Consider the following 25,929-nt stretch of genomic DNA (forward strand, 5'->3'; position numbering starts at 1 on the left):
AGACAGCTGGACCATTCCCAGAGGATCAAACACTCATGTACGAACTATGAAGTGGTTATGGTCTCTCCCCCAGCGCTCCAGTGGAGATTCTTTTGCTGATTACAGCAGCATACAGGAATCCGGAGATGAATCAGTCGAACTGTCTGATGCCGAGGACATCGTAGAAACTCACCTTGGTGTCGCCGCCGAAGCCAGCACCATAGTTTGTCCCATAGTATGTACGATCCGACTGGATCATTCGCCTGTCCTCATCATCCAACGAATCCCAGACTCTGCGCTCTGCATCATCCATGTCATCAGTAATGGGATACTTTGACGTATAGTCATCAATCCTCTTTTGGGGAATATGGTCATAAGTGGTACAGGCCTTATCCTTGGATGCCATTTTTCTCATAAACTTCTCATCCAAGGCCATTCGTCTCCTCTCATCTTTGCGAACATGAGGGCATCCATCCGATGCCCTGCAGGATTGTCCCTGCGGGTTTAGGGAGGACCAGCAGTATTTCTATACTACTGAAAAGTCCCGGTCCATTGCTTGAGATCATTCTCGCCAATGCAGAGAGCACAGCACTCTCCCGGCTAGGAACAAGAGAATCCATGAAAGCTTGACACTATGCCGGAGCAGCAACTCATACTCATGTTTGAGAGGAATACAATTCATAATAGAGTACCAAGGAAAGAACAGTTTTAATTCATGTTTCCGCTAAAAAACAGTGCTGTCTAGGTGATTCAAAGTAGTGCGATCGGTTTTCCAATTTAGGCTCATACTTGGAGGGAGGGGGGGGGGAACTAACGCATATACGGCAGGCAGAGAACCATACGTGGCGGCATTCTCAATCCACGCTCCCGTGAAGGGAGCGACCGAGTGTTGGAGACCAGCGCCGCCTGCCTTTGCAATTTCAATCCACACTCCCCTGAAGGGAGCGACTGGAATCCGAAATCGGAAATGCTCAGATTCCAAGAATTTCAATCCACGCCCCCCATGAAAGGAGCGACCGTTCACGTCGCCTATGAAGCCTCGCACGTTCTGATTTCAATCCACGCTCCCGTGAAGGGAGCGACCCCATATGATGGGGCTGCCATCCCATTTGACTGGTATTTCAATCCACGCTCCCGTGAAGGGAGCGACGCCCATCATGGATAAGCTCTATGCGGCCATGGCCGAATTTCAATCCACGCTCCCGTGAAGGGAGCGACTGCGCAAACCGCCACCAGTCCAAATCTCCTCGAGATTTCAATCCACGCTCCCGTGAAGGGAGCGACGCCTTCGCTGGCCGGGTTGGCGCTGTTCTGCCCATTTCAACCCACGCCCTACGGCGACTTATTCATTTACGCGATACACATAAAACTTTGAACTCCAACATAGATTATACAAATTAAATCCGGCTCAAACAAATGCGCAGGAGCGCTCTCAGTCACAAATGATCTGCATCGCATTAAGGATATTACATCAGTCTACCGTTCATCGACAACCACATATAATCGACAAGTTCAACGATCCATCCATCGTCTACAAAGTGCAGCGACAATACTCAATAGGTGACATACATACTTTTGATTTAAAAGCGCTACAAAAGACGGACGGCTTGGAATATCCGCAATTCCGAGCTATACATTCGACAGACTTGGAGGAATTGCTGAGCATTCTTCGAGATGAGTTGATGGCGCGTCCATAACATAGACATAAGGCGTATAACCAGTTTCCTTTTTGAATACCCTAATGAAGCTAGGCTCCCCCTAGGCCAGTCATAACTGCAGGCTGATGAAAATCAAGAAACTCATCCAGATGATTAGCGATTTATGTCATCACCATTTGCATGTCATGGCCATTCCTGTCAACGTCGCCCCGATCCGCCGACAAAAAAGCTACGCATCGGCAACAGCCTGATAGCGATGGTATTGGCAGCAATCCAAAAGTACAAACTGGCCACCATGAGCAACGCCCTGCATAGCATTGATGCACAGTCTGAGCTCGCCTGATTTCAAATGCATGATTTGAAAACTGGGATAGGCGTCGCGCTCGGTGCGTTGGCCGTCGAGCAGATAATAAGACCTTCTTGGCATTGAGACTGCAAGCAGGAGTCAGGAATGCTTGGCATTTACTTGTTCGTGAAGCCGAAGCCCTGCAGCAGAGTGCTCAGAAATCCGGGGATTGCCCTATTCAGGATGGCAAAGCCAATTATAACGACCGCCATGAAGACGACGACTCCTATTAGCTCGTCACGCTGTCGCTGACGGCGTTGAGCCTCACGCGCCGCAGCCATTCTCTTGCGGTAAACCACCGGACACGTCGTCCCTGGACGATGACGATGTACAGGACATTCTGGATCATACTGACACACACTATTAGCATAAGTCTCCTCGCCGATTCCATGCATTGGTACTTGCCTGTAAGCTCCACTTGCTTCGTCCTTGTCTGGCCACACCACACAACCTCAAGATTGGGCGAGATCCAGTCAAAAGTGTTTAGCAGGGTTATACGCTAGTCAAACCAATCGCCCGAAACTGTTTACCTCCTTCAAAGACAAGGATGAAGATGTAAACTCGGCTGCACTTACCACGGCATTCCCTATGCCCGCCCTCATCGATGAACTCAGAGACACCAGCACCGACCCCAATATGCGAGCGCTGAAGTCAAAGACAAAGAGGCGAAAGACATACCTGCCGCACTCACACGCGACAACAGAGCGATTCGGAATCACTCTGGTTGTTGGTTTTGAATTATCGTGGCGAACATGTCAGCCATCCGTTCTGAAGTCTTTGAACTCAGAGTAAGCGAAGAGGATTGGGCCAATAACAACGAGGTTCCCCTTTGATGGAATCAGGCCGCAGATGCAGGGAACACATGAAGTCAAGTCCTGCGAGCCTGCTACAAATGTGGTTATTCACACGTATACGAGGAATACGCGTAGTATGCATAAAAAAGTTTGCATCAGTAAGGATTATCCTCGAGAATGAGGGTGTTCTGTCGCAGACCGTACTAGGCCTGCACCATGAGGGAAGTAAATCAGTCATGGCAGGGAAGGAGAATGCGAAGGGCGCATCGGCGAAGGGCGCCCATTGGCATTTCATCGTCGGTCTCGTGGCCGTCCTGGTGATTGCCGCGGGCCTATCGCTGGGGGTGTGGACTTGGTCTTCGCACGTCAAAGCGAAGTCCATGGCCGACTGCCGGTCGCAAGCGACTTCCGCGGCTCGGAGCGTGAAGGCCTACGAAGCGGATCGGGCTGCGGCGCAGCGGTGGGTTCGGGCCATACCCCAGGACGACGTGTCCGACACCAAGGTCGTGGCCACCGTGGAGAAGGCGGCCAACGACGAGGCCCGGACGGTCAAGGCGCACCTGGACAAGGCAATCGCTGACGGGGACTCGCTGCTCTCGGGCAGCAACGGCCAGGTAGCGGACAACGCTGTGTGCGACGCCCTGAAAACGGTGCTCGACCAGGTCAAGGTCGTGCAGGCCGACACCAAGGCAGATACCAACGTGCGGCGCAAGGCCATCCAGGATCTCGATCTCGCCAGCCAGATGCAGGCAGTCAATGACTCGAAGGCCGCCAAGGCCAATGCCGATCGGGAGGCCGCTGATCAGCAGGCCCAGCAGGCGGCTACTGCGGCTCCGGCGTCTTCCTCGGGCCACACACGGGGCGGCTCTGCCGGCGCTTCAGGCCGTTCCAACGGCTCCAGATATGCACGAGGCGGATCAAGAGGCGGCTATACCGCTCCAGCGCCTTCGTCGGGAGGCAGCGGCTCCAGCTACCCTCCCGCCCCCGATCACTACACCCAGGAGCAGATCGACGGAGCTCATCATTATCTGTGCATAATGCAACTTGACATCACCAGCGGATGCTGAGCGCCCTTAGCGTTTTCGGCCAGAATCAGGACCCGGCCGCGCCGTCCCTGAATTTCTTATCGGTCACAACCGGACGATGAGCCGAGATCATCCCACGGAAGTAAGGGACGCAACTCAAGAAGAGGTTGTATGTAGTTGGGAACCACAGTCAGCCCTTATGGCGACGCACGTAATACATAGAGCTGACTGCATCTGAAGTCTTGAACCTTGAATTCGACTTCGACACAATCGGAGCATCGCTCCACATGCCGAGGACTTCTATTTGGTTGTCTGACACGACAACTAGGAATTCACGGCACATGAGTCACATGTCCTAGCCTAATTTCAGACGAACCTGCACAAAAGCACAACCGCCGAAGCTACCGGCCCATCATGGCTGAGAGCGATATGCCAGCGCAACTCGACCTGGTCGACCTGACTACCGGTCAGAAGCAAGGATTCGTGAAGCTTGGCCTTTACGGAGGACTCTAGGTTGACACTCGGCCGTCCCCGACCGTCGTCCAGAATCTCCACACCGCTCCAGGGAAAATCATCCAAACCATAGGGCGACGGCTCAGGCCCCAGCGCTTGAGACCAGGCCTTGAGCACCGACTCCTTGCCAGCCCAGCGCACCGCCAAGTGCGCCGCTGTGTCGTCATGTTTGAGCAGGGCGCGCTGCTCGGCCTGCCGCCGCTCCCTTGGCGAGAATAAGCTTGTCATGCGCGTGCCTGGCATAGCCAGCTGTCGGCCGAACTTCTCCAGATCGACCAAATCATGTCCCAACCCCAGCACCTGTCCGAACCCGGCATCATCCATAGGCCCGAGTATGCCCCTCATCGGCCAATGCAGCAAATCACACAGTCGGAAATTGAGTACTTCGCGCTCCCCAACTGCGTCATTGATAGCTCCATTCCTGCGTAAGCGACCGTAAAAAGAAGAGCAAAAATAAGGGAAGTTGCGCCGTGTCAGCAGCAAGAGTCACAACGCTGGCATGACGCTGTTGGACCGCCCTGTAGCCACTGCCATCCAGAGCCTCCACGTGTACCCTATCGTGTACCCATTGAGCCCTAAATCGCCGATTACTGGGGAAAAATCTCACTCAGTCAGGCTTGATACTGACCGCTCCGAGTGACTGGAGAAACCGCCAAGAATGACGGAATACCAAAGATTACCGTGGAGCGGGCGACGGGAATCGAACCCGCGTAATCAGTTTGGAAGACTGAGGCTCTACCATTGAGCTACGCCCGCAAAGCCGTTGGCTCGGTACAGAGCATAGCACATGGGCCGGCCGGAACATGCAGTACATCGGTCATCGCCCGGTTGAACTCGGCAATAAACGTACGTATACATCACTGGGGAGAACCCCTCGGCGCCATGGAAACCGGCGCTGATTACCCCTCCTTTGCGGATAATCGTGAAGATCCGTACAGAAATTCTGATCCCTTGGCAGCTGGACTAGTCTCAGGCGGTTCATCCACCCTGAATAAGAGATCGCGCCGTCGCCAGTATCGCTTCTCTGCGTATCCATGGATCAATCCCCTGGATCCAAGGAACACCTCGTCCGTTCCAGTGACTGCCTGAGTACTGCAGGATCATCCATGCTCACGCGGTGACCACTCCTTATCGAAGGATATGGATGGGAAGAATAAACGTTCTGCACGGAACTTGGCTGACAGATTTCCGCAAGATTATTCATTCTTACAGAGCAAGTGGAATCAGACTGATAACGTGCTGCCACCCGATGTTAGAGAACAAAAATCAGAGGTAATTGACATTGGCATCGACAAATTCGCCACGCACAGCAGCCTTGCTTTTAGAGAATGGGAATTCCGCTATGCCCGCACATCGATTTTAAAAGTTGAAATCATGCTGGCGATAACAGTATGAGCATTAATCCTTCTGATAGCATTTACAGCAACATCAGTAAATATCTATTACGCGGTTCTCAAAAACGAGAACGGCGGGAAACAAGTAGCTGATCACAGTTGAGAAGGGGACTATAGCCAAACATAATTGACGAGAAGTTAGCCAGGTTCTTCTGCTTTGACTAACGAAGAGATGAATTTGTTTGCAGATAAGGTCAGATGCTAGCTTGCTGACGCGGAGCTACTACCATAACCTATGCGACAACTTGCTCTGCTTAAGCGTCGATGGATTGACCATACCGATTTTGACAGCCTTGCATCTTGCAGCTCCTTCTTAAGAAAGGGAATGAAATGGTATCAGTTATTAAACATTGTCTGTCAGCATGTTCGGATGACCTCAAAAACAATTGGGGCAAGCCGGATTACATGAAGCGACTCGCTGGGGCTACGATATTCGGATTTTGCGGTGTCGCTTTCGGTGTCGCGATGTTCCTTGTATTCCCTTAGACATGAACGATAACTTGCTGCAATATGGCTATGCACGCGAACGCAGTGAGCACCGATGAGTACGGTTCCTAAGCGGAAACGCTCGGTCAGCACAAGTTACCCTTATTGACTGGCTGTGGCTTCCCATGAGGGACACCCATCCGTGTGGTAACAATAATTAGTGAGAGCTGGGCGACAACATCGTGCATACGCGGGGTATTATGCCTGCCTTTGTTCTGAGCAATAAAACGGTACTCCTTACAAATCACTCCATGCAGCATAGGTGCCTTCCATTCCCAAGACCTGGCTGCAGGCATAAGGACTCATGTCCAGGAAATCAATCCGAATAGACCACTAGAAACAGGCAATCCCCTCAATGCAGTCAATCGCTTTACCGCCGCAATTCCTTTTCCCTGCAAGCGGTGTGTCCGCTGAGATGCTCCTTGAGCAGAAGCAGAGAACCTGACTGATACGAAACGGCGATGACACTTGGGATGTCACCCCAACCCCCGCATACAACCAATTATGGTGACAGTGGCCATCCGCTAAACGTTCAATTCGATCGACCGATCCGGCGACATCGACAACCAGCGACTCCCCCTTACTGTAGGCGTCCTGCCCACAGCTGAGGGGGAAAATATCGGCGTGGCTATGATAGTCGGGCTTCTTGCCATGAGTATTATGGCAGCAAACCTCAGCAGTAGGAATTCCATTACAGCGATCACTAGCACTAAAACTTCGCACGAGTAAGAGGCCGGACACTCCCCCAAGACGAGTTCGGCCATTTGGGTGGCCCAGCAATAATCCCAAGTAAAATCTGGGTCACCCATCTACTTTTTATACCTTTTTGTGAAAAGGCTCCAATGGGAGCCCGGTAATAGCACACCGCCGGTTGAGCAACATGCGGGCAATATTCGGACAAAATCCCTTGTGCACAGCCATTACAACAGCTCCAATGACCAATAAGTCCCTACGACCAGATAGCTCGCATACCTGCAAGGGAGCCCTTGTACATAAGGCATGAAGACAAGGGACAGCCGCACCCAATGGTAAGACAATAAGGGAGGCAAGCCGTCTGGCCCACCTCCCCGATCATCGCAATGACTGTTCCCTCACCGGACTCCCGCCTACTGCCTCAAACGGAAGTCCAGCTGGTTCACGCCGCTCTCAGCCCCGGTCGTAGTAGCCGTCGGCACCCAGGCGAGCCTGGGGATCCAGCAGCATGGCCTTCTCGATCTCATGGCCCACGTACCCGTGGCCGTCCTCGTGGAAGCGACGGTTGTCGATGGGCTCATAGAGCGGGGCCCGACCCATGCGGCCCTCCTCCAGATGTCGCTGACCAGCAGCCAGACGATCGTTGGCCCGGCGACGCCACTGATCCAGGGCCTCCTGGCCGGAGGTCTGGAGCACGGCTGCCTCAAAGGCTCCGGGGCTGACGATGACACCGATGCCGGAGACATGGCCAAAGCCCAGGGAGGTAACCAGCCCAGCCTTGATCCTGCCCACCTTCAGAGGCTGCTCCAGCCAGACCAGATGGTCGTCGCGTCTCAGGACCGGATCCACGCAGTCTAGGGAGGCATTGGCCGGAATGACCCCGGACCGGAAGAGCTGGGTGAGCCCGTTGATCTGGAAGATGCAGGCGCCGCCCTTGGCATGGCCGGTCAGGCTCTTCTGGGAGATGACGTAGAGCGGGTTGCCGTCCGTCCGCCCGATGGCGTGGGCCAGGGTGTTGTGCAACTCGGACTCGTTGGGGTCGTTGGCGTTGGTGGAGGTGTCATGCTTGGAGACCACGGCGATGTCGTCGGGGCTCACGCCCAGCTTGGCCAGCGAGCGCACCAGGTCCGAGTCCTTGCCGCCCATGCCGGCGGCCAGAGCCCCCAGTCCGGGTGCGGGGATGGAGGTGTGGGCACCGTCCGCGAAGGAGTGGATGTACCCGACCACGCCAGCCACAGGCAGACCCATGCGCAGGGCAATGTCGCCGCGGGTCAGCAGGATGGTCCCGCCGCCCTGGGACTCCAGGAAGCCCCCGCGCCGACGATCGTTGGCCCGAGAGAAGAACCGGGGCTGAATGCCCTTGGCGTACATCTCGGCGGAATCGGCGGTGGCGTTCATGTTGCCGAAGCCGATGACCGATTCCACGCCGATGTCGTCGATGGCGCCCGTGACCACGAAGTCCGCCTTGCCCAGGGCGATCTTGTCGGCGCCCTCCTCAAGGGAGACCGCAGCCGTGGCGCAGGCCGAGACCGGCTGAACCATGTTGCCGTATCCGCCGATGTAGGACTGCATGACGTGCGCGGCCACCACGTTGGGCAGGGCCTCCTGAAGGATGTCCGTGGGGATCTCCTTGCCCAGGAAGCGATCCAGGTAGAGCTTGCGCATGGAGGCCATGCCGCCGAAGCCGGTCCCCTGGGTGGAGGCTACCTTGGAGGGATGCACGGCCTGGAGAATCTCCACCGGGGTGAATCCGGCCGACAGGTAGGCGTCCACGGTGGTCACGATGTTCCAGAGGGCGATCTGATCCACGTCCCCGACCATGGAGGCGGGGATGCCCCACTTGACCGGGTCGAAGCCCTTGGGGAACTGGCCGCCCACGGTCCTGGACATGGTGGCCCGGCGCGGCACGCGAATGCGGGAGCCCGGCAGACGGGTGACGGTCCACTCGCCGGACTGCTCGTCGCGGGCGATGCTGGTGTGGTCCGGATCCTGGGCCACGTACTCTTCGGCCATGTCCTTGGTGGGCACCGAGAAGGCCACGTCGTGATCCAGGAAGACATCCACCTCCTCTTCATTGGTGCCCTGGCGGTAGTCGGAGCCCATGCCGTCGTCGAAGGGACGGATGCCGGAGCGGGCCACCACCTGATCGTGGTAGCGCTCGGCGATGTCCTGCTCGGGGACCAGCTCGCCGTCCGTGTCGTACCAGCCCGGCTTGGGGCTGTCCTGCCACTCGACCAGACCCATGTTCCAGGCCAGTTCGAGCACGGCGGCGGCGCTCAGGTCGACCTGGCCGTCCGAGTGGATGCCCATCTCGGCCTCGAAGCGGGTGCGGCCGGAACCCCAGGGACCCATCTCGCCGATGGAGACGATGACGATCTGATCCTCGGGCCGAGCGGTCACGCCCTGCCAATCCTGCAGATCCACCGGGGCCTGGGCGGGCACCCGGGGTGTGGGCAGAGCCTTGATGACCCGGTCCTGATCCTTGTCGGCATTTGCGAGCGCATCCCCGGGCTCTCCGGCTGGAGCCGGTGTCGACGGATCCTCATCCTGGGCAGCCTCGGCCTTCAGGGCCTTGAGGTCCAGCGGGCTGGAGCCCAGGCCGCCGGTCAGGTCGGCCTGGAGCGGGGCCTGGAGAGCCTGCTGACGTGCCTCTACAGTGCAAAGCTCCAGCAGGGAATCAGCCATCTGCCCGGTGGAGTAGGTGTGGATGCCGTGGCGCTCCACCACCCGGACCAGCGGATCATTGCCGCCCATGAGCCCGGTGCCCCGGACCCAGCCGATCAGCGGGTGGGCGAAGGTGACCCGGCCGGACCAGTCCTGCTCGGGGCGGGACCGGTTGACGATGGCATCCAGGGCGGCCTTGACCTCCCCGTAGGCTCCGTCGCCGCCGAACATGCCACGGTTGGGCGAGCCAGGCAGGACCACATGCAGACGGTGGTCGACGTCCGTGTCCGCACCAATGCCGGCGAACCCGGCGATCTGGCGTTCCAGGCTCCAGAGCATGAGCCGGGCCTGGGACTCGAAGAGCCTACCAGAGTCGGCCATGGTCCCGTGCATGGCGGGGGCTGCGAAGGGCAGCAGCAGGGTGGGCTCGTAGGCGGGCTTGAGCACGGTGGTCGTGGCCCCCGTGGTCTTGCGCTGCTCGTTGCCGACCCAGTCGACCAGGGCATCCACATCCCGGTAGCTGGACAGGTTGGCAGGCACGATCCAGAGACGGGCACCGCCCACGGCATGGCGACGGTAGAGGTCGCGGGCCCAGATGACGGTCTGCGGCTTCAGGGAATGGCAGACGGCGATGACCGTCGCCCCGCCCTCCAGGAGGCCGGCAGTCAAGGATCCAGCGATGGACTTGGGGGCCACGCCGGTGACCACGGCCACGTCCTTGGCGAACCGTGCGGCGGTCTGGTCCGAATCGGCTGGGGTCATGGCCTGGTCGGCGATGCCATTGAAGACCCGGGCCAGATCCTGCTCGCCGCGGTTGCGCGCCTGCTCGGCGTACCAGACGGCCTGATCGTGCACCTCGCGTCCGGCTCCTACGAAGCTCAGGCGGCTGCGGTCGTCGTCATGCTCGTGGTAGATGTGAGCCAGATCCTCGCGTGCGCTGGCCCAGCGGTCGTCGAAGAGGACGGCGCGCGAGGCCTCGAACCGTGGCGCCACCTGCTCGGGCCAGTCGCTGCCCAGCTCGGCATCGACGGCGGCCACGACGGCAGCATCCTCATTCTCGCCAGGCTGGACGGCCGGGGGTTCAAGCCCCAGCTTGTCCAGGAGGAAGCGGGCCGTGGAGGCCAGCACACCCTCAGAGCCGGTCACCTGGGCTGCGAAGGCATCCAGGGCGGCGGAGTCGACTACGGCACCGCCGGCGGCACCGCCTGCAGAGGGCATGGAGACCGTGACGCCGTGACGCTGGGCCACCTGCTGAACGGCCTGGTCGATCAGCGCATTGGCCGCAGGCACAGTGGAGACAGCCTCGGTGGGCAGGAGCGCCAGGTCGCCGCCACGCGAGGAGGCACCCTCACGGGTGTCCAGGACCAGGCTGGCCACGGTGGCCGAGACCCAGCCGGCACCCAGCTGCCAGACGTCGGAGACCCGCTGCTCCACCTGCTGCAGCTTGAGGCCGGAGGGGCCGAAGAGGTCGCGGATGCGCTCACGCACGATGTCGGAGAGCACCGGGCCGAAGGGCCGATAGTTGGGGGCCACCTTGTTCACCAGGGCGCTCAGGTCGGTCATGCTGGCCTCGGCGGCGCCGTCCACGCTGGCCACGCCCAGCTCGGAGCTGATGTCCATAAGCAGCTGGTTGCGCCTGGAGGAGACGCCGTTGGTCAGGGTGTCGGTGGTGTCGGTCTGCCCGATCTGCTCGGGGCGGATCTTGGTGGAGTAGGCCAGCAGGACAGCGATGGCATCCGAGGCCTTGAAGGGCAGGTCGGCCACATCGGCACCCGATGGGCCGCCGGTCGCCGGGGCCGGAGCGGGGGCCGAGTCCTCGGCTGCTGCAGGGGCAGGTGCGGGTGCAGCAGCCTGAGTAGGTTCAGGGCTGGAGACCTGGACCGGAGCTGCGGGCTCCTCCTGAACCGGGGCCATGGGATCAGTGTCGGTCAGATAGACCCGGCTCTCGTCCCTGCCCAGGTTGTAGACGCTCACGTGACGCTCGCGGAAGTCGGGCAGCTTCAGGGTCTTGGTGCCCAGGTTGGCCAGGGTGGGCGAATGGCCCAGCCCTACCTCGATCAGCTGCTCCACGCCCAGGCCGCCCTGCTCGGGGGCGTCGAACATGATCGCCTGGGTCTCGATCCAGCGCACAGGAGAGGCGAACTGCCAGGAGAGCAGCTCGGTCAGCAGCAGACGGCCCAGCTTCTGGTCGTCGGCCGCATACCGGTCCCATACCTGGGGATCGTCCAGCGCCTGCTTGATGCGTTCGGAGGGGACCACCTCCAGGATGGAAGCCGCGAACTCCTTGGTCATCTGGAAGGGCCGTGCAACCAGGTTGGGTATGTAGCGACCCTCCAGGCGGGAGTAGTCGATGTGCTCGGGCAGCAGGGCGTCCAGGGTGTCGCGGAACTCGGGCACCCCCTTGCGCAGCAGTGTGGAGTGGAAGGGCACGTCGATGCCGGGCACGTACATGAAGGCCGGCTTGCCGCCCGCCTCCTTGGCCCGGCGGTTGGCGTCGGCACGCAGGTACTCCAGACCGGCGATGGTTCCGGCTATGGCGTACTGCTGGCCGGCCAGGTTGTAGTTGACGATCTCCAGGAATTCGCCGCACTCCTTGGATACGGACTCCACATACTGCTTGACCCCGGAGTCACCCACGCCGAACTGGTTGGGACGCAGGGCGCCCATCCGGTAGTTGCTGCGCCCCTGCTCGTCGCGTTCGATCAGGGAATGCATGGTGGACCCGCGGTGGAAGACCAGCTCCAGAACCGTCTCCAGGGACATGACCCCGGCGAAGGAGCTCAGAGCGTTGTACTCGCCCAGGGAGTGGCCGGCGAAGTAGGCGGGCCAGATGTCCATGCCGGACTCACGCAGGCGGGCGGTCTGGGCGAAGGCCACGGTGGCCAGGGCCACCTGGGTGAACTGGGTCAGGTTGAGCAGACCCTCCGGATGGTGGTAGGTGACCCCCTTGGCCGTCAGGGTGTGCGGGTTGTCACGCACCACAGCCAGGATGGAGAACCCCAGCTTGCTGCGGGTCAGGGCATCGGCCCGTTCCCAGGTCTCACGGGCGGCCGGGGACTTGGCCCGCTCGTCCAGGACCATGCCCTGCTGCTGAATCCCCTGGCCGGGATAGACGTAGGCGGTCCTTGGGGCGCGGGCGATCGCCGTGCTGCGGGAGACCAGCTGGCCGTCGATCCTGCAGGTGACCTCCAGGACCAGGCCGCCATGGCGGACCTTGCCCACACGCTCCAGGCTGATCTCCACCTTGTCGCCCAGCTGGACCATGCCGTACATGTTGTAGGTCCATCCGGCGATCTCGTAGTGGACACCCTGCTCGTCGGTGGCCTGGGCCGCATATTGGGCGGTGGCCGACAGCCACATGCCGTGCACCAGCGGCGCAGACAGGCCGGAGACCGCGGCACCTCGCTTGGAGGTGTGGATGGGGTTGAAGTCCCCGGAGGTGCGCGCGAAGGCGGTCATGTCCTTGGGAGCGGTGACGGTGACGCGACGCAGCAGCCTGCGCGGCGTGTCCACCGTGTCGGCGCGGATGCCGCCGTACTCGGGAGCCTCCTGGGGCAGCTGGTCGCTGTAGGCACGGCCACGGATGGCGAAGCGCTCGACCTCGCGGGCCAGCACAGTCCCGTCCTGGGCGGCGTGAACCACATGGATGGTCACCACCCGGCCGGAGGAAGATTCCTGGTAGGGCTCGGCCCAGCTGGTCAGCTCGATCCGCTGGCCGGTATGCTCCAGCAGGCGCTTCTCGCTGACCTCCAGCTCGATCAGATGGTCCAGATGGACCGCGTTGAGCAGTCCCTCGATGATGGGGAAGCCATCCACATAGACGGATCCCAGGGCTGCGTAGATGGCCGGCCAGGCCGGACCCACCAGCGCATCGGGGGCGAAGCCGGAGGGGATCAGCGCATCGGGCAGGGCGCCTCCGGTGGCCGCCTCATGGTCGAAGCCCAGGTTGGATGCCAGGGTGTAGCCGCTGTGGGCCAGGCCGAAGGGGTGCTCGGGGTCGTCATCGTCCTTCTCGATGGCAGGCATGGCCTCCAGCTTGTCGCCGGTGATGGTGGTGTTGCCGATGCCGGCTGTATCGGCCAGCAGGGCGTATACATCCTTGGGCAGGCGGGTGCGGTCGACCACCGGGAAGAGGCCGACCTGGTCGCTCTTGATGGTCAACGGCACGACGATGTCGCGCACCGCATGCCTGTCCAGACCGCCGTCGGGGTCGTCGTCCCAGTAGGTATCCAGGTGGATGTCCAGGTCGTAGTGCTCGCCCAGGTCGTCCTGGCCGGTGGCGGTGATGGTGTAGTTGGGGTCGTCCATGGCCGTCCCGTAGGCCGGATTGGCCATCAGATGGCCCACCCAGGAGATGTTGGGGCTGCGGCGGATGAACTCCTGCGCATCAGCAGCGCCTGCCAGCTGGCTGTAGGCCTTGGCGGGACCGCTGCCCAGGTCGCGCACCCGGTCTATGGCCGCCTGCTCGAACCGTCCCAGAATGGAAGCCACCGGCTCGTCCACCGTGGTGATGCCCGCCACGGAGATGGGTCCGGGGATGGCCCTGACCGAGTCGGCGCCGTAGCGGGGATCTTCGGACTGCCAGAGCTGATCCTGGCCCCACCAGCGCAGCAGGTCGTTGTCGATGACCGGCACGAAGGGCATGGGCTTGGGGTACTCGCGCACCAGGACGGGGAACCAGGCCACGTCGGTGGGCACCACCTTGAGCTCTGCTGCCTGTGGGTAGGCCTCATGCAGTCGGCGAAGCGCCTGCTCGGGCTCGGCCACATCCTGCCTGGAGGCGAAGATGGAGTCGAACTCGCCGCTCTGACGCTCGCAGACACGGGCCTCGATGCGCCGCAGCAGGTGCAGGAAGCGGTCGATGTAGGTGTCGTCGGCCCAGGGGTAGGCCAGGTCGGCGAAACGCTGGGCCCAGTCCTGGTAGGTCATGGTCTCCAGATCGCCGAAGTAGGGCTTGGCGGTCTTGTTCAGGGCCTCGATGATCTCCCCGCGGCGGGTCTCCAGCTCCTCCGGGTGCTTCATGACCCGGACCAGCAGGCGGCCGCACTCGGCGGAGGAGTTCTCCATCTCGTAGATGTCGGCGTGCAGGTGGCTCAGGCCGGAGCCTACGCCCCCCACGGACTTGCCGCTGGGCACCCACTTCTCCCCCATGGGGGCGAAGGGGTCCGGATCGGGGGTTGAGCTGTCGATGCCGGGAGTGGCCACCAGAGCCCGCTTGATCTCGGGATTGGTGTGGGCCTCCTTGGCGGTCATGGCCGCTGTGCCGATCATGACGCCGTCCACGGGCATGTCCGGCAGGTGGTAGGCGCGGGACCACTGGCCGCTGATGTAGTCGGCCGCCCGCTCAGGGGTGCCGATGCCGCCGCCGGCCACCAGAACGATGTTGGGGCAGGCGCGGACCTCGGCGTAGGTGGTCGAGAGCAGGTCGTCCAGGGACTCCCAGGAGTGGTGGCCTCCGGCGGCGCCTCCCTCGACCTCCATGAGAATATGGGTGGGGGCGACCTTGCGGGCGATGGCCACGACCTGGCGGATCTGGTCCACCGTGCCGGGCTTGAAGGCCACGTAGGGGAAGCCCTCCTCGTTGAGCTGACGGATCAGAGTCACGGCTTCGTCCAGCTCGGGAATGCCGGCAGAGATGACCACCCCGTCGATGGGGGTGCCGGAGGCGCGCTTCTTGGGCACGATGTGCTGGCTGCCGAACTGGAGGTTCCACAGGTAGCGGTCCATGAACATGGCGTTGAACTCGACCGTGCGACCCTCCTGCAGCTGGTCCTCCAGCTGGGACACATGGCGGTCGAAGACCTCGGCGGTCACCTGGCCGCCGCCGGCCAGCTCGGCCCAGTAGCCGGCATTGGCGGCCGCAGCGACGATCTCGGGCTCCACGGTGGTCGGGGTCATGCCGGCCAGCATGACCGGGGGCTTGCCGGTCAACCGGCTGAAGGCCGTCTCCACCCGGGGTCCAGCCGGGGTCTCAAGCAGACGAGGGGTCAGCTTGGACCAGTCCTGGGTCCTGGCCGGATCCTCCTCCATGGTGGACAGCTGTGCGCGCCGGGCCTGGTTGGAGGCCTCGACCACGCCCACGCCGGTGCCTTGGACCAGGTTGTCCACCAGCTTGCCCAGGGTCTCGCCCGGGCCCAGATCCACCAGCCAGAGGGAGGCGGCATCCTGCTGGTCCATGACCTCGGCGATCCGGCCGGCCCAGTCGGCATGGTTGAGCAGGACCTCTTCAGCCAAGACCCGGGCACGCTCGGTGTCCAGACCGCAGCGGGAGGCCCAGTCCACGCTCAGGTCCACGGCCTCCTTCATGAGCGGGGAATGGAAGGGCAGGGTCACATCCAGGTACTCCAGAACCGGCGAGAAAGCCGTTCCACCACGGACCTTGTCCTCGCGCAGTTGACGCTGATGCTCGCTCTCCTTGCCTGCCTCGATGGCGAAGGCGGCCAGATCCTCCGGATAGCCGGACAGGACCAGGTTGCGGTCCGAGTTGGTCACGGCCACGCTGATGGGACCGCGAGCGCCAGGCACCCGGTCGACCAGGACCTCGACCTGATGGCGGGTGGCGCCGCGCACCGAAAGCATGGGGGTGGCCTCACCCTGGCGGTGGATGCCCAGGCGACGGGCCTGACGGGTGCCGGCCGCGCCGATCAGCATGGCGGTGGCCAGGATCTGGTCGATGGCGCCCTGGGCGGCTTTCATGGAACCGGCAGCTTGGATCTCCTGGACCATGTGGACGCCGATGATGCCCTGGGAGTGCCCCAGCAGGGCCACCGGGCGGGCCTGGGCTGCGTCGTAGCCCAGCTGGTCCATGTCCATAAGGGCGCCCAACTGCACCAGGGCGATGCCGGGCACGCTGACCGCCGCGTCGGCGGCCGGCCCCAGCCTGACCGGGTCAGGCTTGTAGCCAAACAGGTCCAGCTGACGGCCGTTGGTGGCCAGCAGGTCGGGCTTGACCGCCCTGAGCAGGTCGGTGGCCGCAGCCATCCGTTCCCTCAGAGACCTGTCGATGTCGGGATCGCCCTGCAGATCGGCCAAGGCCACGGTCCAGGGGTTGGACTGGCCGGCGAACATGAGCGCGTGCGGCTGCTCAGCGAGACGGTTGATGAAGAATGTACTGGTCATGATGTCCTATTCATAGAGAGTTGGGGATTGCTGATAATGACGAGGGGAAGCTCATAGAGGCTGGTTGCCGTGGTGCTTGTCGTTGACCCTGACGCGCTGCTTGTCTGCCAGGAGGTCCATGGCCTGGACCAGGACCGGTCTGGTCTGCTCCGGGTCGATCATGCCGTCCAGCTCGCCCATCTCCAGGGAGAGATTGGCGTTGACGGTGCTGGTTTCGTACTCCTGGGCCAGTTTGTTTCGCAGCTCATCCACGTCCCGGCCGGCCTCCTTGGCCTCCTGCAGGTCGCGCCGGTGGATGATGTTGACCGCGCCCTGGGCTCCCAGCACGGCTATCTGCGAGGATGGCCAGGCGTAGTTGAGGTCCGCGCCGATGGCCTTGGAGCCCATGACGATGTAGGAGCCGCCGAAGGCCTTGCGCAGCACGACGGTGACCATGGGCACCTGGGCGTTGGCGTAGGCGTAGATGACCTTGGCCCCCCGACGGATGATGCCGGCGTGCTCCTGGTCCGAGCCCGGCTTGTAGCCAGGGGTGTCCACCAGGGTGATGACCGGCAGGTTGAAGGCGTCGCAGAGGCGGACGAAGCGGGCCAGCTTCTCCGAGGACTCCACATCCAGGCTGCCCGCGTCCACCATGGGCTGGTTGGCCACGATTCCCACCGGCCGACCCTCCAGGCAGGCGAAGCCCACCACGATGGACCGGGCGTAGAGCTCCTGGACCTGGACCAGCTCGCCATAGTCGACGATGGCGTGGATGACATCCAGCACGTCGTAGGGCTGCCGGTCGTTCTCGGGAATGACCGTGGCCAGTCGTTTGGCGGCCTGGCGCTCGGCATGGCCGGAGATGAAGGCATAGCGGGGAGGCTCCTGGCCGCTGTTGGCAGGCAGGTAGGCCAGGACGGTCCGGGCGTAGTCGATGGCGTCGGCCTCGTCCTCACCCAGGTAGTGGGCCACCCCGGAACGGGTGTTGTGCACGTAGCCGCCGCCCAGCTGGTCCATGCTGATGGTCTCGCCGGTGGCCGCCTTGACCACGTCGGGACCGGTGACGAACATGTCCGAGTTCTCCTTGGTCATGATGATCAGGTCGGTCAGGGCCGGGCAGTAGACGGCGCCGCCTGCGCAGGGTCCCAGGATCAGGGAGATCTGGGGGACGAAGCCGCTGGCCTGGCAGGTCTTGCGGAAGATGCGGCCGTACTGGGTCAGAGCGGCCACACCCTCCTGGATGCGGGCGCCTCCCGAGTCGATCATGGCTACGATGGGAACCTTGATCCGCAGGGCCATGTCCATGAGCCGGCAGATCTTCTCGCCCTCGGCCCGGCCCAGGGTGCCGCCCCTGACGGAGAAGTCCTGGGCGTAGACGCCGACCTTGCGCCCGTAAACAAGGCCGAAGCCGGTGATGACCGCGGATCCCGCCCGGTCTCCGGCGATGTCGCCGCCGGCGAAGCGGCCCACCTCCTCGAAGGTGTCCTTGTCGAAGAGCAGGTCCAGGCGCTCACGGGCGGTCTGCTTGCCCTTGGCGTGCTGACGGTCGCGGGCGTGCTCCTCGGCCTGCTTGGCCAGGGCGGCGGCCCGGTGGATGCCCTGGCGCACCGGCTGGGCGCCCAGGGTGGATTCGGCGACGCTCATGCCTGCTCCTCCCCGCCCAGATCCAGGGTGACCAGGGTCTGGCCCGGATCCACCCCCTGTGCCACGGACACGTCGATGGTCTTCACACGGCCCTTGGCCGGGGCATAGACGTAGTTCTCCATCTTCATGGACTCCAGAACCACCAGCAGGTCGCCCTTGTCGACCTCCTGGTCGGGGGCCACGTTGATGCGGGTGACCACCGCCTGCATGGTGGCCACGATGACGCCGGACCGGGCCGCATCCTGCCGGGGTGCGCCGGGCTCCTGATCGCGCAGCCCACGCCCGCGCAGGGGCTGCCGGGGCCGGGAAATGCCGCCGTGGCCGCCGACGCCGCCCATGCCTCCCAGCAGCGACTGGGGCAGGGCCAGCCTGACCCGCTTGTCATCGATCTCCACGTTGTAGGTCTCCATGGGATCGCTGTCCCGGTCCTGTTCCTGGGCGGAGGCGCCGGAGACCGAGGCGGGCTGGCCGCTGCCGTTGGAGGCAGGCTCCACGTTCAGGTAAACCCGTTCCAGCCACTTGGTGGACACGTCGAAGGAGTGCCCGTCCTCGGCGGTGAACTCGGGGTTGGTGAAAATCTTCTGGAAGAGGCCGGCCGGGGTGGGGACCCCGCTAATGCTCATCTCCCGCAGGGCCCGACGAACCCTGGCCACGGCCGCCGGACGGTCCTGGGCGGTCACGATCAGCTTGCCCATCATGGAGTCGTCCCTGGGCGAGACCGTGTCGCCTACCTCGACGCCCGAATCCACGCGAATGCCGGGGCCGGAGGGCCACTGAATCGACTCGATGGTCCCTGAGCTGGGCGTCAGGTTGGTGGCCGGGTCTTCGCTGGTGATGCGCAGCTCGAAGCTGTGGCCGCGGGGCGGGGGCGCCACGTTCAGGGAGCCGCCGTCGGCGATCCGCAGCTGCTCACGGACCAGGTCCAGCCCGCAGACCTGCTCGCTGACCGTATGCTCCACCTGCAGCCTGGGGTTGACCTCCATGAAGTAGACGTCGTCCCTGGGGGTGACCAGGAACTCGCAGGTGCCCAGGCCCACGTAGCCCACCGTGTCGAACAGGCGGCGGGAGAACCCCTCCAGCTGAGCGATCACATCGTCGGACAGGAAGGGGGCCGGGGCCTCCTCCACCAGCTTCTGGTTGCGGCGCTGAACCGAGCAGTCCCTGGTGGAGTAGACGGTGAACTGGCCGTGGCTGTCCCTGCCGGACTGGGTCTCCACGTGCCGGGCCCGGTCCACGAACTTCTCGATGAAGTAGTCGCCCAGGTCGCCGCCCTGAAGGGCATCATGGTTCATGTAAAAGGTGCGCAGCTCGTCGCTGTCATTGATCAGGGTGATCCCCCGGCCGCCGCCGCCGTCAGCCTTCTTCATCATGACCGGATAGCCGTGCTCGTCGGCGAAGTCCAGCAGGGGGCGCATGTCGGTGACCGGCTCGCTCAGGCCTGGCACCACGGGCACCCGGGCCCGCTCGGCCACCTTGCAGGCGGTGATCTTGTCGCCCAGCTCGTCCAGGACCCCCGGGGCCGGACCCACCCAGGTGATGCCCGCCTCAATCACCTTGCGCGCGAAGGAGGAGAACTCGGACAGAAAGCCGTAGCCGGGGTGGAGGGCGTCAGCGCCGGACCGGCGGGCGATGGAGACAATCAGGTCCTCGTTCAGATAGGTCTCCATATTGGTGTCCCCAGGCAAGAGGTAGGCCTCGTCCGCCATCTGGGCATAGGGGGCGTCCCGATCCTGGTCGGCATAGACGGCCACGGTGGCGATGCCCATCTCCTGGGCGGTGCGCACAACCCGCAAGGCTATTTCGCCGCGGTTGGCGATCAGCAGTTTTTTCATTCCCCTCTCCTCACTGGTTGATCAAGGGCGATTGGACTGACGAAAAGCATGAACAAGGTAGGAATTAGGCTCCCACAACGGCCACTTCGGGCAGGACGCCCACATCGGCCGTGGACACGTCAACCTGGCTGCCGTCGGGCAACCGCACCCGCAGGGAGGCATCCGGATTGATCTCCAGGGCACGGCCGTCCACAGGCTCACCGGCCACGGGGACGACCCTGACCCGCCTGCCCAGCGTCCAGCTGAGTGCGGCAATCCGCGAGCGCAGCCCCTGCGGCCCGTTCAAGGCCCTGTCCAGCGACCCGTCAATGCCAAGGGGGGCCATCTCCCCGCTCAGGTGCCAGCTGATGGCATCGACCAGGTCGTCGCGCAAGGCCTGGTAGTCAGGCAGGTCCCGGTAGTGGAACTGCAGGGAGGTGGACTCCGCAATAGGAAGCGCCTGCCGGGGCAGAAAGAGGTTGATGCCGATACCGACAGCCAGGGCCGACCAGTCCTGATCCACCCGGACCAGCTCGCAGAGGATGCCGCCCAACTTGGCCCCGCGGCAGAACAGATCGTTGGGCCACTTGAGGGTCAGAACCCGTTCAGGAGCGCCGCCATCGGCCAGCCGGCAGCCGTGGTACTCAAGCACATCCTGCAAGCCTTCCAGAGCGGCCAGTCCCGCCACCATAGGCATCCATCCGCCAAAGGGCCCAGTCAGCAGTCCAGTGGGCAGCGGCAGGGCCCAAGTAGCCAGCAGGGAGCATCGGGGCTGATTGACCCAGGTTCGGGCAAGACGACCGCGGCACCGGGACTGCGCATCGGCAACCGCTACGCTCAGCGGCATGGTGCTCCCCCCGGCGCCCGGCCATCGCCGAATGCCCTTACTTGCGACTCTTCCCTCGTACCGTGTAGTCGTAGAAACACCCTGACGGGCGTTTTTTCGAGGCGTATCTTCGGCTTTTCCCCTTGTGCCAAAGGCCAGTCCCTTCACGGTCTCCGTGCTCGTTGTCGATTCACCGCCCCCAAACAGCCGCTCGACCCGGTCGCGCGCATCCGAATACGTCGAGGCTTCCAGAGCATGAGCCACGAGCGTATTGGTCGAATCGACGGTGTCGAGCACCACGATCGAGGAGAGTACGCCACTGTCCAGCGATGCCGATGGCTGCCACTTGATATTCTGATGAGGCACGCGTTCCACTATACGGCACAAGGGGTCAGCCCCGGTAGCGAACCATCCACAAAAGCGGCGGCCGGTTTTTGTATCTTTTCACAGGAGACCCTTGGACAGCTTTGAGCGCATCCTCGGATGGGCACTGGATAAAATGGGGAAGCCGTAGACCAGGCACGACCCGCGAAAGGGGTTCTTTTGAGCGCAGACAGCGGAAGGACGCAACCGAGAGAGGCGGGCGAACAACCTGTGCAGACTTCGGCCTTGCAGACCGGAAGGCCTGGATCCCGCGCATCTCGGGCCGCCGGCCTGGTCCTGGCCCTGCTGGCCTGCCTCTGGATCGCTTTCTGCACTGGTTTGGGTCCCATCTACCGTCAAGAGGGTTCGCTGACACAGGTTGGCCTGGCCCAGGTGCTGATCATGCTGGGAACCCTGGCCATCTGCCTGGCCCTGGTCCTGGCCTGCCGCCGGATTCTGCTGGGCTGCGAACCCCTCCGAATGCCACAGCGGCTGACCGCCCTGGCGCAGCGCCCACGGATGCGTGCCTACGCTGCCTTCATCACCCGGCAAACCAGCGGCTGGCGGCCCATCATGCGCCTGCTTCTGCTGGGCTGGGCCTGGGCCTTTCTTACCCTGCTGGCCGCCTATGGGGCCGACCTGTACGCGCAGGCCCAGGAATGCGCCAACTTCCTGGCCCAGCTGCAGGGCGATCAGCCCCCCTACGGCGGCAATGCCTTCACCCAGATGGACGTCTACCCCATCGGCCACTACCTGTTGCCGGGGCACCCGGTCTTCCTGACCGACCAGCACAACATGGTGTTGACCCTGGTCTACGGGATGACCATCATGGCCTCCAACCATCTGACCGGATCCTATGACGCGGGCATCGTGCTCCTGGCAGGGCTGCAGGTGATCTTTGCGGCCTTCTGCTGCGCCGTCACCGCCGACCGCTTCCTGCGCGGCAGCGGAACCGAACACGTCGGTGCCCTGGCCCGCACCCTGGTCATGCTCTTCTTCCTCTTCTCCCCCTTCGTGGTCTTCAGCACCTTCAGCCTGACCAAGTCCCCCCTCTTCGCCTTCGCCTTCATCTGGTGGTTCGGCATCTGGCGCCAGCTGGAGTCAGGGGACAAGGACTCGCCGCTCTACGCCAGCCAGGCGGCAAAGTTGCGGCCCGGCCTCGCCTTGAGCACCCTGATCATGCTGATCAGCGCCAAGTACGCCCTCTACATCGTTCTGGCCCAGCTGATCCTGGCCCTGATCATCCGCCGTCGCCAATGGGCCACCATCCTGATAGGACTCCTGCTGCCCCTGGTCCTGTTCACAGGGGTGACCGGGACCCTGACGGCCACAGGGACGGTCATCCAGGGTGACCCCGTGGAGAGCCGCAGCATCCAGCTGCAGCAGATCGCCCGGGTGGCCCAGCGCAACCCCCAGGGGATTCCGGCCCAGGCAAGAGCCGACCTTGAACCCATCATGGATCTGGACAATGCCGCCATCCAGTACACCCCCTGGGAGGCCGACCGGGTCAAGTCCTCGGGCAACCAGCCCAAACTGATCGTCTATCGCTGGAGAACCGTCACGCCCGAGCAGATGTCCCGGCTCAACCGGGCCTGGCTCCAGGTGGGACTGCGCAATCCGGTGATCTACCTGGACGCCTTCATGGCCGAGGCCTACGGCTACTTCGACCCCGGCGACCCTGCCTACGTGGCCATGTCCTACTACCTCAACAATGGCTACGTGCAGAACTCGGGCTCCTGGCTGGCGGCCTGGTGCCACGACTGGCGCAACGGGGTGACCGGATTCGTCAGGACCTGGGCCGACACCCCCCTGCTGGGCCTGGTGGCACGGGCCAACTTCTGGGTGGTGGCCGCCCTGCTGCTGATCGTCGCCCGCCTGGCGGCCGGTCACTGGCGCGGGGCCCTCTGTTGGTTCCCCCTCCTGCTGATCATGGGGGTCATGATCACCGCCCCGGCCAACAACTTCGAACGGCACATGCTGCCGGTGGACATGGTGGTGCCCTTCCTGATCCTGGACATGGTCCGGCAGAGCCGCCGCGCCCGCGCCGAAAATCTGATGGACTGGCCGTCATGATCGGCAAGTCGAAACGGTCCAGACCGCCGGACGAAGACCCTGCCGAGGAGCAGCAGGCTCGCCAGGTACCTGCCGCCTCCGGTGCCGCCATGGAGCAGATTCTCCTGAAGACGCTGGATCATCTGGATGAGGCGCTGCCCTGGACCAGGTCCCTGCCCGCCGATGGACGCAGAACCTTGGAGGGGGCCGTTCGAACAGCCCTGGACGACCTGCGCTCCCGACTTGACGCCCAAGGCGCGGAAGACAGCGAAGTCCCCTCCCCCGTGCCAGCAGAGCTCTCCCGGAGCCTGGGCCCCCACCGGGCCATGGAGCTGACCCAGGTCATTCTGGACATGCTTGAGGAGGCCGGCCGAACCATGGGAGCCAAGGGGGAACGGTCCACGCTGGTCTACACCCGTCATGCCGCCACCGCAGCAGCCGCTCTCTATGCCGACCTGGCCGAGGCAAGAAACGGACGCAAAGCCACAACGGAGTCCAGGATCATCCGGCATTTGATTGAGCAAACGGCGGATACACGGACCGTTGACGATCTGGCCCGGCTGGGCTGGCCGACCGAATTCGACTGCTTCGCCGTCGTAGGCGAGGCCCAAGGCAACGATGAGGGACAGGGCATGGAGAACGCCCGCCAGCCTATCCACACCACGGTGGCCCGTCAAGGCGGCAGGGCGCTGGTGGGCGAGAACGAAGGGCTCATGGTGGTGCTGATCGATTCCAACCGGTCGGGCACCCCGGCCGACTTCTGCGCATCCATCCTGCGCTTCTTTGCCGACGAGTCAGCTGTCTGCCTGGGACCTTTCCACCATGGAATCTCCGGTGCGGGAGCCTCCATCCGAGCCGCCCTGAGCACGCATGCGGCAGCCCCGGCAGTGGCTGACCCCATCACCGCCGCCCTGCCTAGGCCACTGCACGCCGACGACCTGCTGCCCGAACGAGCCCTGAACGGGGACAGGGACGCTGCCGACCAGCTCTACCAGGAGGTCTATCTGAGCCTGGCCGGCCAGGATCCGGACGGGCCCCTGCCGACCACCCTGCTCACCTTCCTGCGCTCGGGCAACTCGCTTGAGGTCACCGCCAAGAAGCTGGGCATCCATCCCAACACCGTGCGCTACCGGCTCAGGCGCTGCGTGGAGGTGACCGGCTGGGATGCCATGGACCCGCGAGAGTCCTTCGTCCTCCAGGCAGCCCTGATCATCGGCAGAATCCGCAGGTCGCATCCGGGCGCCGACTGACTGGCGCCATACCAGCTGCTGCCTGGCCAGGATATGAAAAGAGCGGGGACCCGAAGGTCTCCCGCCCTTGAAATATAGAGCCGAACCCGCTCAGAGCACCGCGATGTCCAGGGGAACGCCCGGACCCATGGTGGTGGTGACGGTGGCCTTGGTGATGTAGCGGCCCTTGACCGTGGCCGGCTTCAGGCGCTTGATCTCCTCGTCGACCGCATGGAAGTTCTCCTCCAGAGCCTGCTGCTCGAAGGAGACCTTGCCCACGGGGAAGCTCAGGTTGCCGTTCTTGTCCACACGGAACTCGATACGTCCAGCCTTGATCTCGGTGACCGCCTTGGCCACGTCCATGGTCACGGTGCCGGTCTTGGGGTTGGGCATGAGGCCACGGGGACCCAGCACGCGGCCCAGACGGCCGACCTTGCCCATCATGTCGGGGGTGGCCACCACGGCATCGAAGTCCAGATAGCCGCCGGCGACCCTGGTCACCAGCTCGTCGTCGCCCACCTCGTCGGCTCCGGCCTCGGCGGCTGCGGTCGCCTGGGGACCACGGGCGAAGACCAGGACGCGCACGGTCTTGCCGGTGCCGTTGGGCAGGCTGACGGTGCCGCGGACCAGCTGGTCGGCCTTGCGGGGGTCCACGTTCAGGCGGTAGACGGCCTCCACGGTCTCGTCAAACCCGCGCTTGGGCATGCTCTTGAGCAGGGCGATGCCCTCCTCCGGGGTGTACAGGTTGGTGCGATCGACCTTCTCGGCCGCCTCGCGATACTTCTTGGAACGCTTGGTCATCTGCTTCTCCTATCAGCAGTCGCGGTGCGGGCAAGCGTATGCCCTACCGCTCACAACGAAAATTTCAGTCGGTGACGGTGATGCCCATGGAACGGGCGGTGCCTTCGATGATCTTCATCCCGGCCTCGACGTCACGGGCCGACAGATCCTCCATCTTGGTCTGGGCGATCTCGCGGACCTGGGCCTTGGTGACGGAACCCACCTTGGTGGTCAGCGGGTTGCCGGCACCCTTGGAGACACCGGCCGCCTTGCGCAGCAGATCGGCTGCCGGCGGAGTCTTGGTGATGAAGGTGAAGGAACGATCCTCGTAGACGGTGATGATGCAGGGGATGACCTGGCCCATCTTGTCCTTGGTGGCATCGTTGTACTGCTTGCAGAAGTCCATGATGTTCACGCCGTGGGAGCCCAGTGCGGGGCCCAGCGGGGGCGCGGGGTTGGCCTTGCCGGCCTCTATCTGCACCTTGATCAGCGCGGTGACTTTCTTCTTTGCAGCCATATGCTGGTTCTTCTTTCTACGAAGCGGTGATGTCGGAGACCATGGATCCCCTCCCGC

The 25,929-nt window shown here is 63.0% G+C and carries 12 protein-coding genes, 1 tRNA gene and 2 pseudogenes; 4 read left to right on the forward strand and 11 right to left on the reverse strand.

Translation table 11 applies throughout. The annotated features are described in order from the left end of the window. Positions 1–130: 130 nt before the first annotated feature. Together RAM15_RS07150 and RAM15_RS08555 are read right to left on the reverse strand one after the other, a co-directional pair. Entirely contained in the window at positions 131–415 is a 285-nt protein-coding gene (locus RAM15_RS07150; protein ID WP_306221330.1) for a hypothetical protein, read from the reverse strand. Positions 416–1,510: 1,095 nt separating this feature from the next. After that, positions 1,511–1,714, reverse strand: coding sequence for a helix-turn-helix domain-containing protein (locus tag RAM15_RS08555; protein WP_372338682.1), 204 nt, complete (start codon positions 1,712–1,714; stop codon positions 1,511–1,513). A 1,299-nt stretch (positions 1,715–3,013) separates the two neighbouring features. Here RAM15_RS08555 and RAM15_RS07155 point away from each other — a divergent pair. Next, a complete protein-coding gene (locus tag RAM15_RS07155; RefSeq protein ID WP_306221331.1) occupies positions 3,014–3,844 on the forward strand; it encodes a hypothetical protein in 831 nt (276 codons plus the stop codon). A 324-nt stretch (positions 3,845–4,168) separates the two neighbouring features. On the opposite strand, the gene RAM15_RS07160 is transcribed toward RAM15_RS07155, so the two are convergent. Both RAM15_RS07160 and RAM15_RS07165 read right to left on the reverse strand, forming a co-directional pair. Continuing rightward, positions 4,169–4,639, reverse strand: a complete 471-nt coding sequence (locus RAM15_RS07160; protein WP_306221332.1) for a holo-ACP synthase — start codon at positions 4,637–4,639, stop codon at positions 4,169–4,171. Positions 4,640–4,997: 358 nt separating this feature from the next. Continuing rightward, positions 4,998–5,071 (reverse strand) — tRNA-Gly (locus RAM15_RS07165). Between the two features lie 384 nt (positions 5,072–5,455). On the opposite strand from RAM15_RS07165, the gene RAM15_RS07170 reads away from it, so the two are divergent. Next, positions 5,456–5,710: a hypothetical protein gene (locus tag RAM15_RS07170; protein ID WP_306221333.1), complete on the forward strand. Its 255-nt coding sequence runs from the start codon at positions 5,456–5,458 to the stop codon at positions 5,708–5,710. A 1,631-nt stretch (positions 5,711–7,341) separates the two neighbouring features. On the opposite strand, the pseudogene RAM15_RS08560 reads toward RAM15_RS07170, so the two are convergent. The 5 genes and pseudogenes from RAM15_RS08560 to RAM15_RS07190 form a co-directional block, all read right to left on the reverse strand. Further along, positions 7,342–10,287 (reverse strand): annotated as a pseudogene (locus tag RAM15_RS08560) (beta-ketoacyl synthase N-terminal-like domain-containing protein); the annotation flags it as partial. 173 nt (positions 10,288–10,460) lie between these two features. Next, a pseudogene (locus RAM15_RS07175) lies at positions 10,461–16,671 on the reverse strand (fatty acid synthase subunit beta domain-containing protein); the annotation flags it as partial. Between the two features lie 51 nt (positions 16,672–16,722). Next, entirely contained in the window at positions 16,723–18,294 is a 1,572-nt protein-coding gene (locus tag RAM15_RS07180) for an acyl-CoA carboxylase subunit beta (RefSeq protein ID WP_306221335.1), read from the reverse strand. Further along, entirely contained in the window at positions 18,291–20,126 is a 1,836-nt protein-coding gene (locus tag RAM15_RS07185; RefSeq protein ID WP_306221336.1) for an acetyl/propionyl/methylcrotonyl-CoA carboxylase subunit alpha, read from the reverse strand. Before RAM15_RS07185 ends, RAM15_RS07180 begins: the two co-directional genes overlap by 4 nt. Before the next feature lie 64 nt (positions 20,127–20,190). Then, a complete protein-coding gene (locus tag RAM15_RS07190) occupies positions 20,191–21,297 on the reverse strand; it encodes a biotin--[acetyl-CoA-carboxylase] ligase (RefSeq protein ID WP_306221337.1) in 1,107 nt (368 codons plus the stop codon). Between the two features lie 177 nt (positions 21,298–21,474). Here RAM15_RS07190 and RAM15_RS07195 point away from each other — a divergent pair, with 177 nt between their 5' ends. Together RAM15_RS07195 and RAM15_RS07200 are read left to right on the forward strand one after the other, a co-directional pair. Next, on the forward strand, positions 21,475–23,367 hold the full coding sequence (locus RAM15_RS07195) for a DUF6020 family protein (RefSeq protein ID WP_306221338.1): 1,893 nt from the start codon (positions 21,475–21,477) through the stop codon (positions 23,365–23,367). Further along, the gene (locus tag RAM15_RS07200) at positions 23,364–24,596 is read left to right on the forward strand and encodes a PucR family transcriptional regulator (RefSeq protein WP_306221339.1); all 1,233 of its coding nucleotides are present in this window, start codon (positions 23,364–23,366) and stop codon (positions 24,594–24,596) included. Before RAM15_RS07195 ends, RAM15_RS07200 begins: the two co-directional genes overlap by 4 nt. A 90-nt stretch (positions 24,597–24,686) precedes the next feature. Here RAM15_RS07200 and rplA read toward each other — a convergent pair whose 3' ends face one another. Both rplA and rplK read right to left on the reverse strand, forming a co-directional pair. Next, positions 24,687–25,376 (reverse strand): 50S ribosomal protein L1, encoded by a 690-nt coding sequence (rplA, locus tag RAM15_RS07205; protein ID WP_029678147.1) that lies wholly within the window; start codon positions 25,374–25,376, stop codon positions 24,687–24,689. A 64-nt stretch (positions 25,377–25,440) separates the two neighbouring features. Continuing rightward, positions 25,441–25,872, reverse strand: a complete 432-nt coding sequence (rplK, locus tag RAM15_RS07210; protein WP_015022451.1) for a 50S ribosomal protein L11 — start codon at positions 25,870–25,872, stop codon at positions 25,441–25,443. Positions 25,873–25,929 lie beyond the last annotated feature (57 nt).

Origin of the sequence: Bifidobacterium asteroides, assembly GCF_030758775.1 — a bacterium.
In the GTDB taxonomy this organism is placed as follows: Bacteria; Actinomycetota; Actinomycetes; order Actinomycetales; family Bifidobacteriaceae; genus Bombiscardovia; species Bombiscardovia kimbladii.

Bases quoted from the DNA above. Each gene is read 5' to 3' on its own strand.
- RAM15_RS07160 (WP_306221332.1), bottom strand. From the start codon at position 4,639: ATGGATGATGCCGGGTTCGGACAGGTGCTGGGGTTGGGACATGATTTG.
- RAM15_RS07155 (WP_306221331.1), top strand. From the start codon at position 3,014: ATGGCAGGGAAGGAGAATGCGAAGGGCGCATCGGCGAAGGGCGCCCAT.
- RAM15_RS07200 (WP_306221339.1), top strand. From the start codon at position 23,364: ATGATCGGCAAGTCGAAACGGTCCAGACCGCCGGACGAAGACCCTGCC.
- RAM15_RS07185 (WP_306221336.1), bottom strand. From the start codon at position 20,126: ATGAAAAAACTGCTGATCGCCAACCGCGGCGAAATAGCCTTGCGGGTT.
- rplK (WP_015022451.1), bottom strand. From the start codon at position 25,872: ATGGCTGCAAAGAAGAAAGTCACCGCGCTGATCAAGGTGCAGATAGAG.
- RAM15_RS07180 (WP_306221335.1), bottom strand. From the start codon at position 18,294: ATGAGCGTCGCCGAATCCACCCTGGGCGCCCAGCCGGTGCGCCAGGGC.
- rplA (WP_029678147.1), bottom strand. From the start codon at position 25,376: ATGACCAAGCGTTCCAAGAAGTATCGCGAGGCGGCCGAGAAGGTCGAT.
- RAM15_RS07170 (WP_306221333.1), top strand. From the start codon at position 5,456: ATGGATGGGAAGAATAAACGTTCTGCACGGAACTTGGCTGACAGATTT.
- RAM15_RS07150 (WP_306221330.1), bottom strand. From the start codon at position 415: ATGGCCTTGGATGAGAAGTTTATGAGAAAAATGGCATCCAAGGATAAG.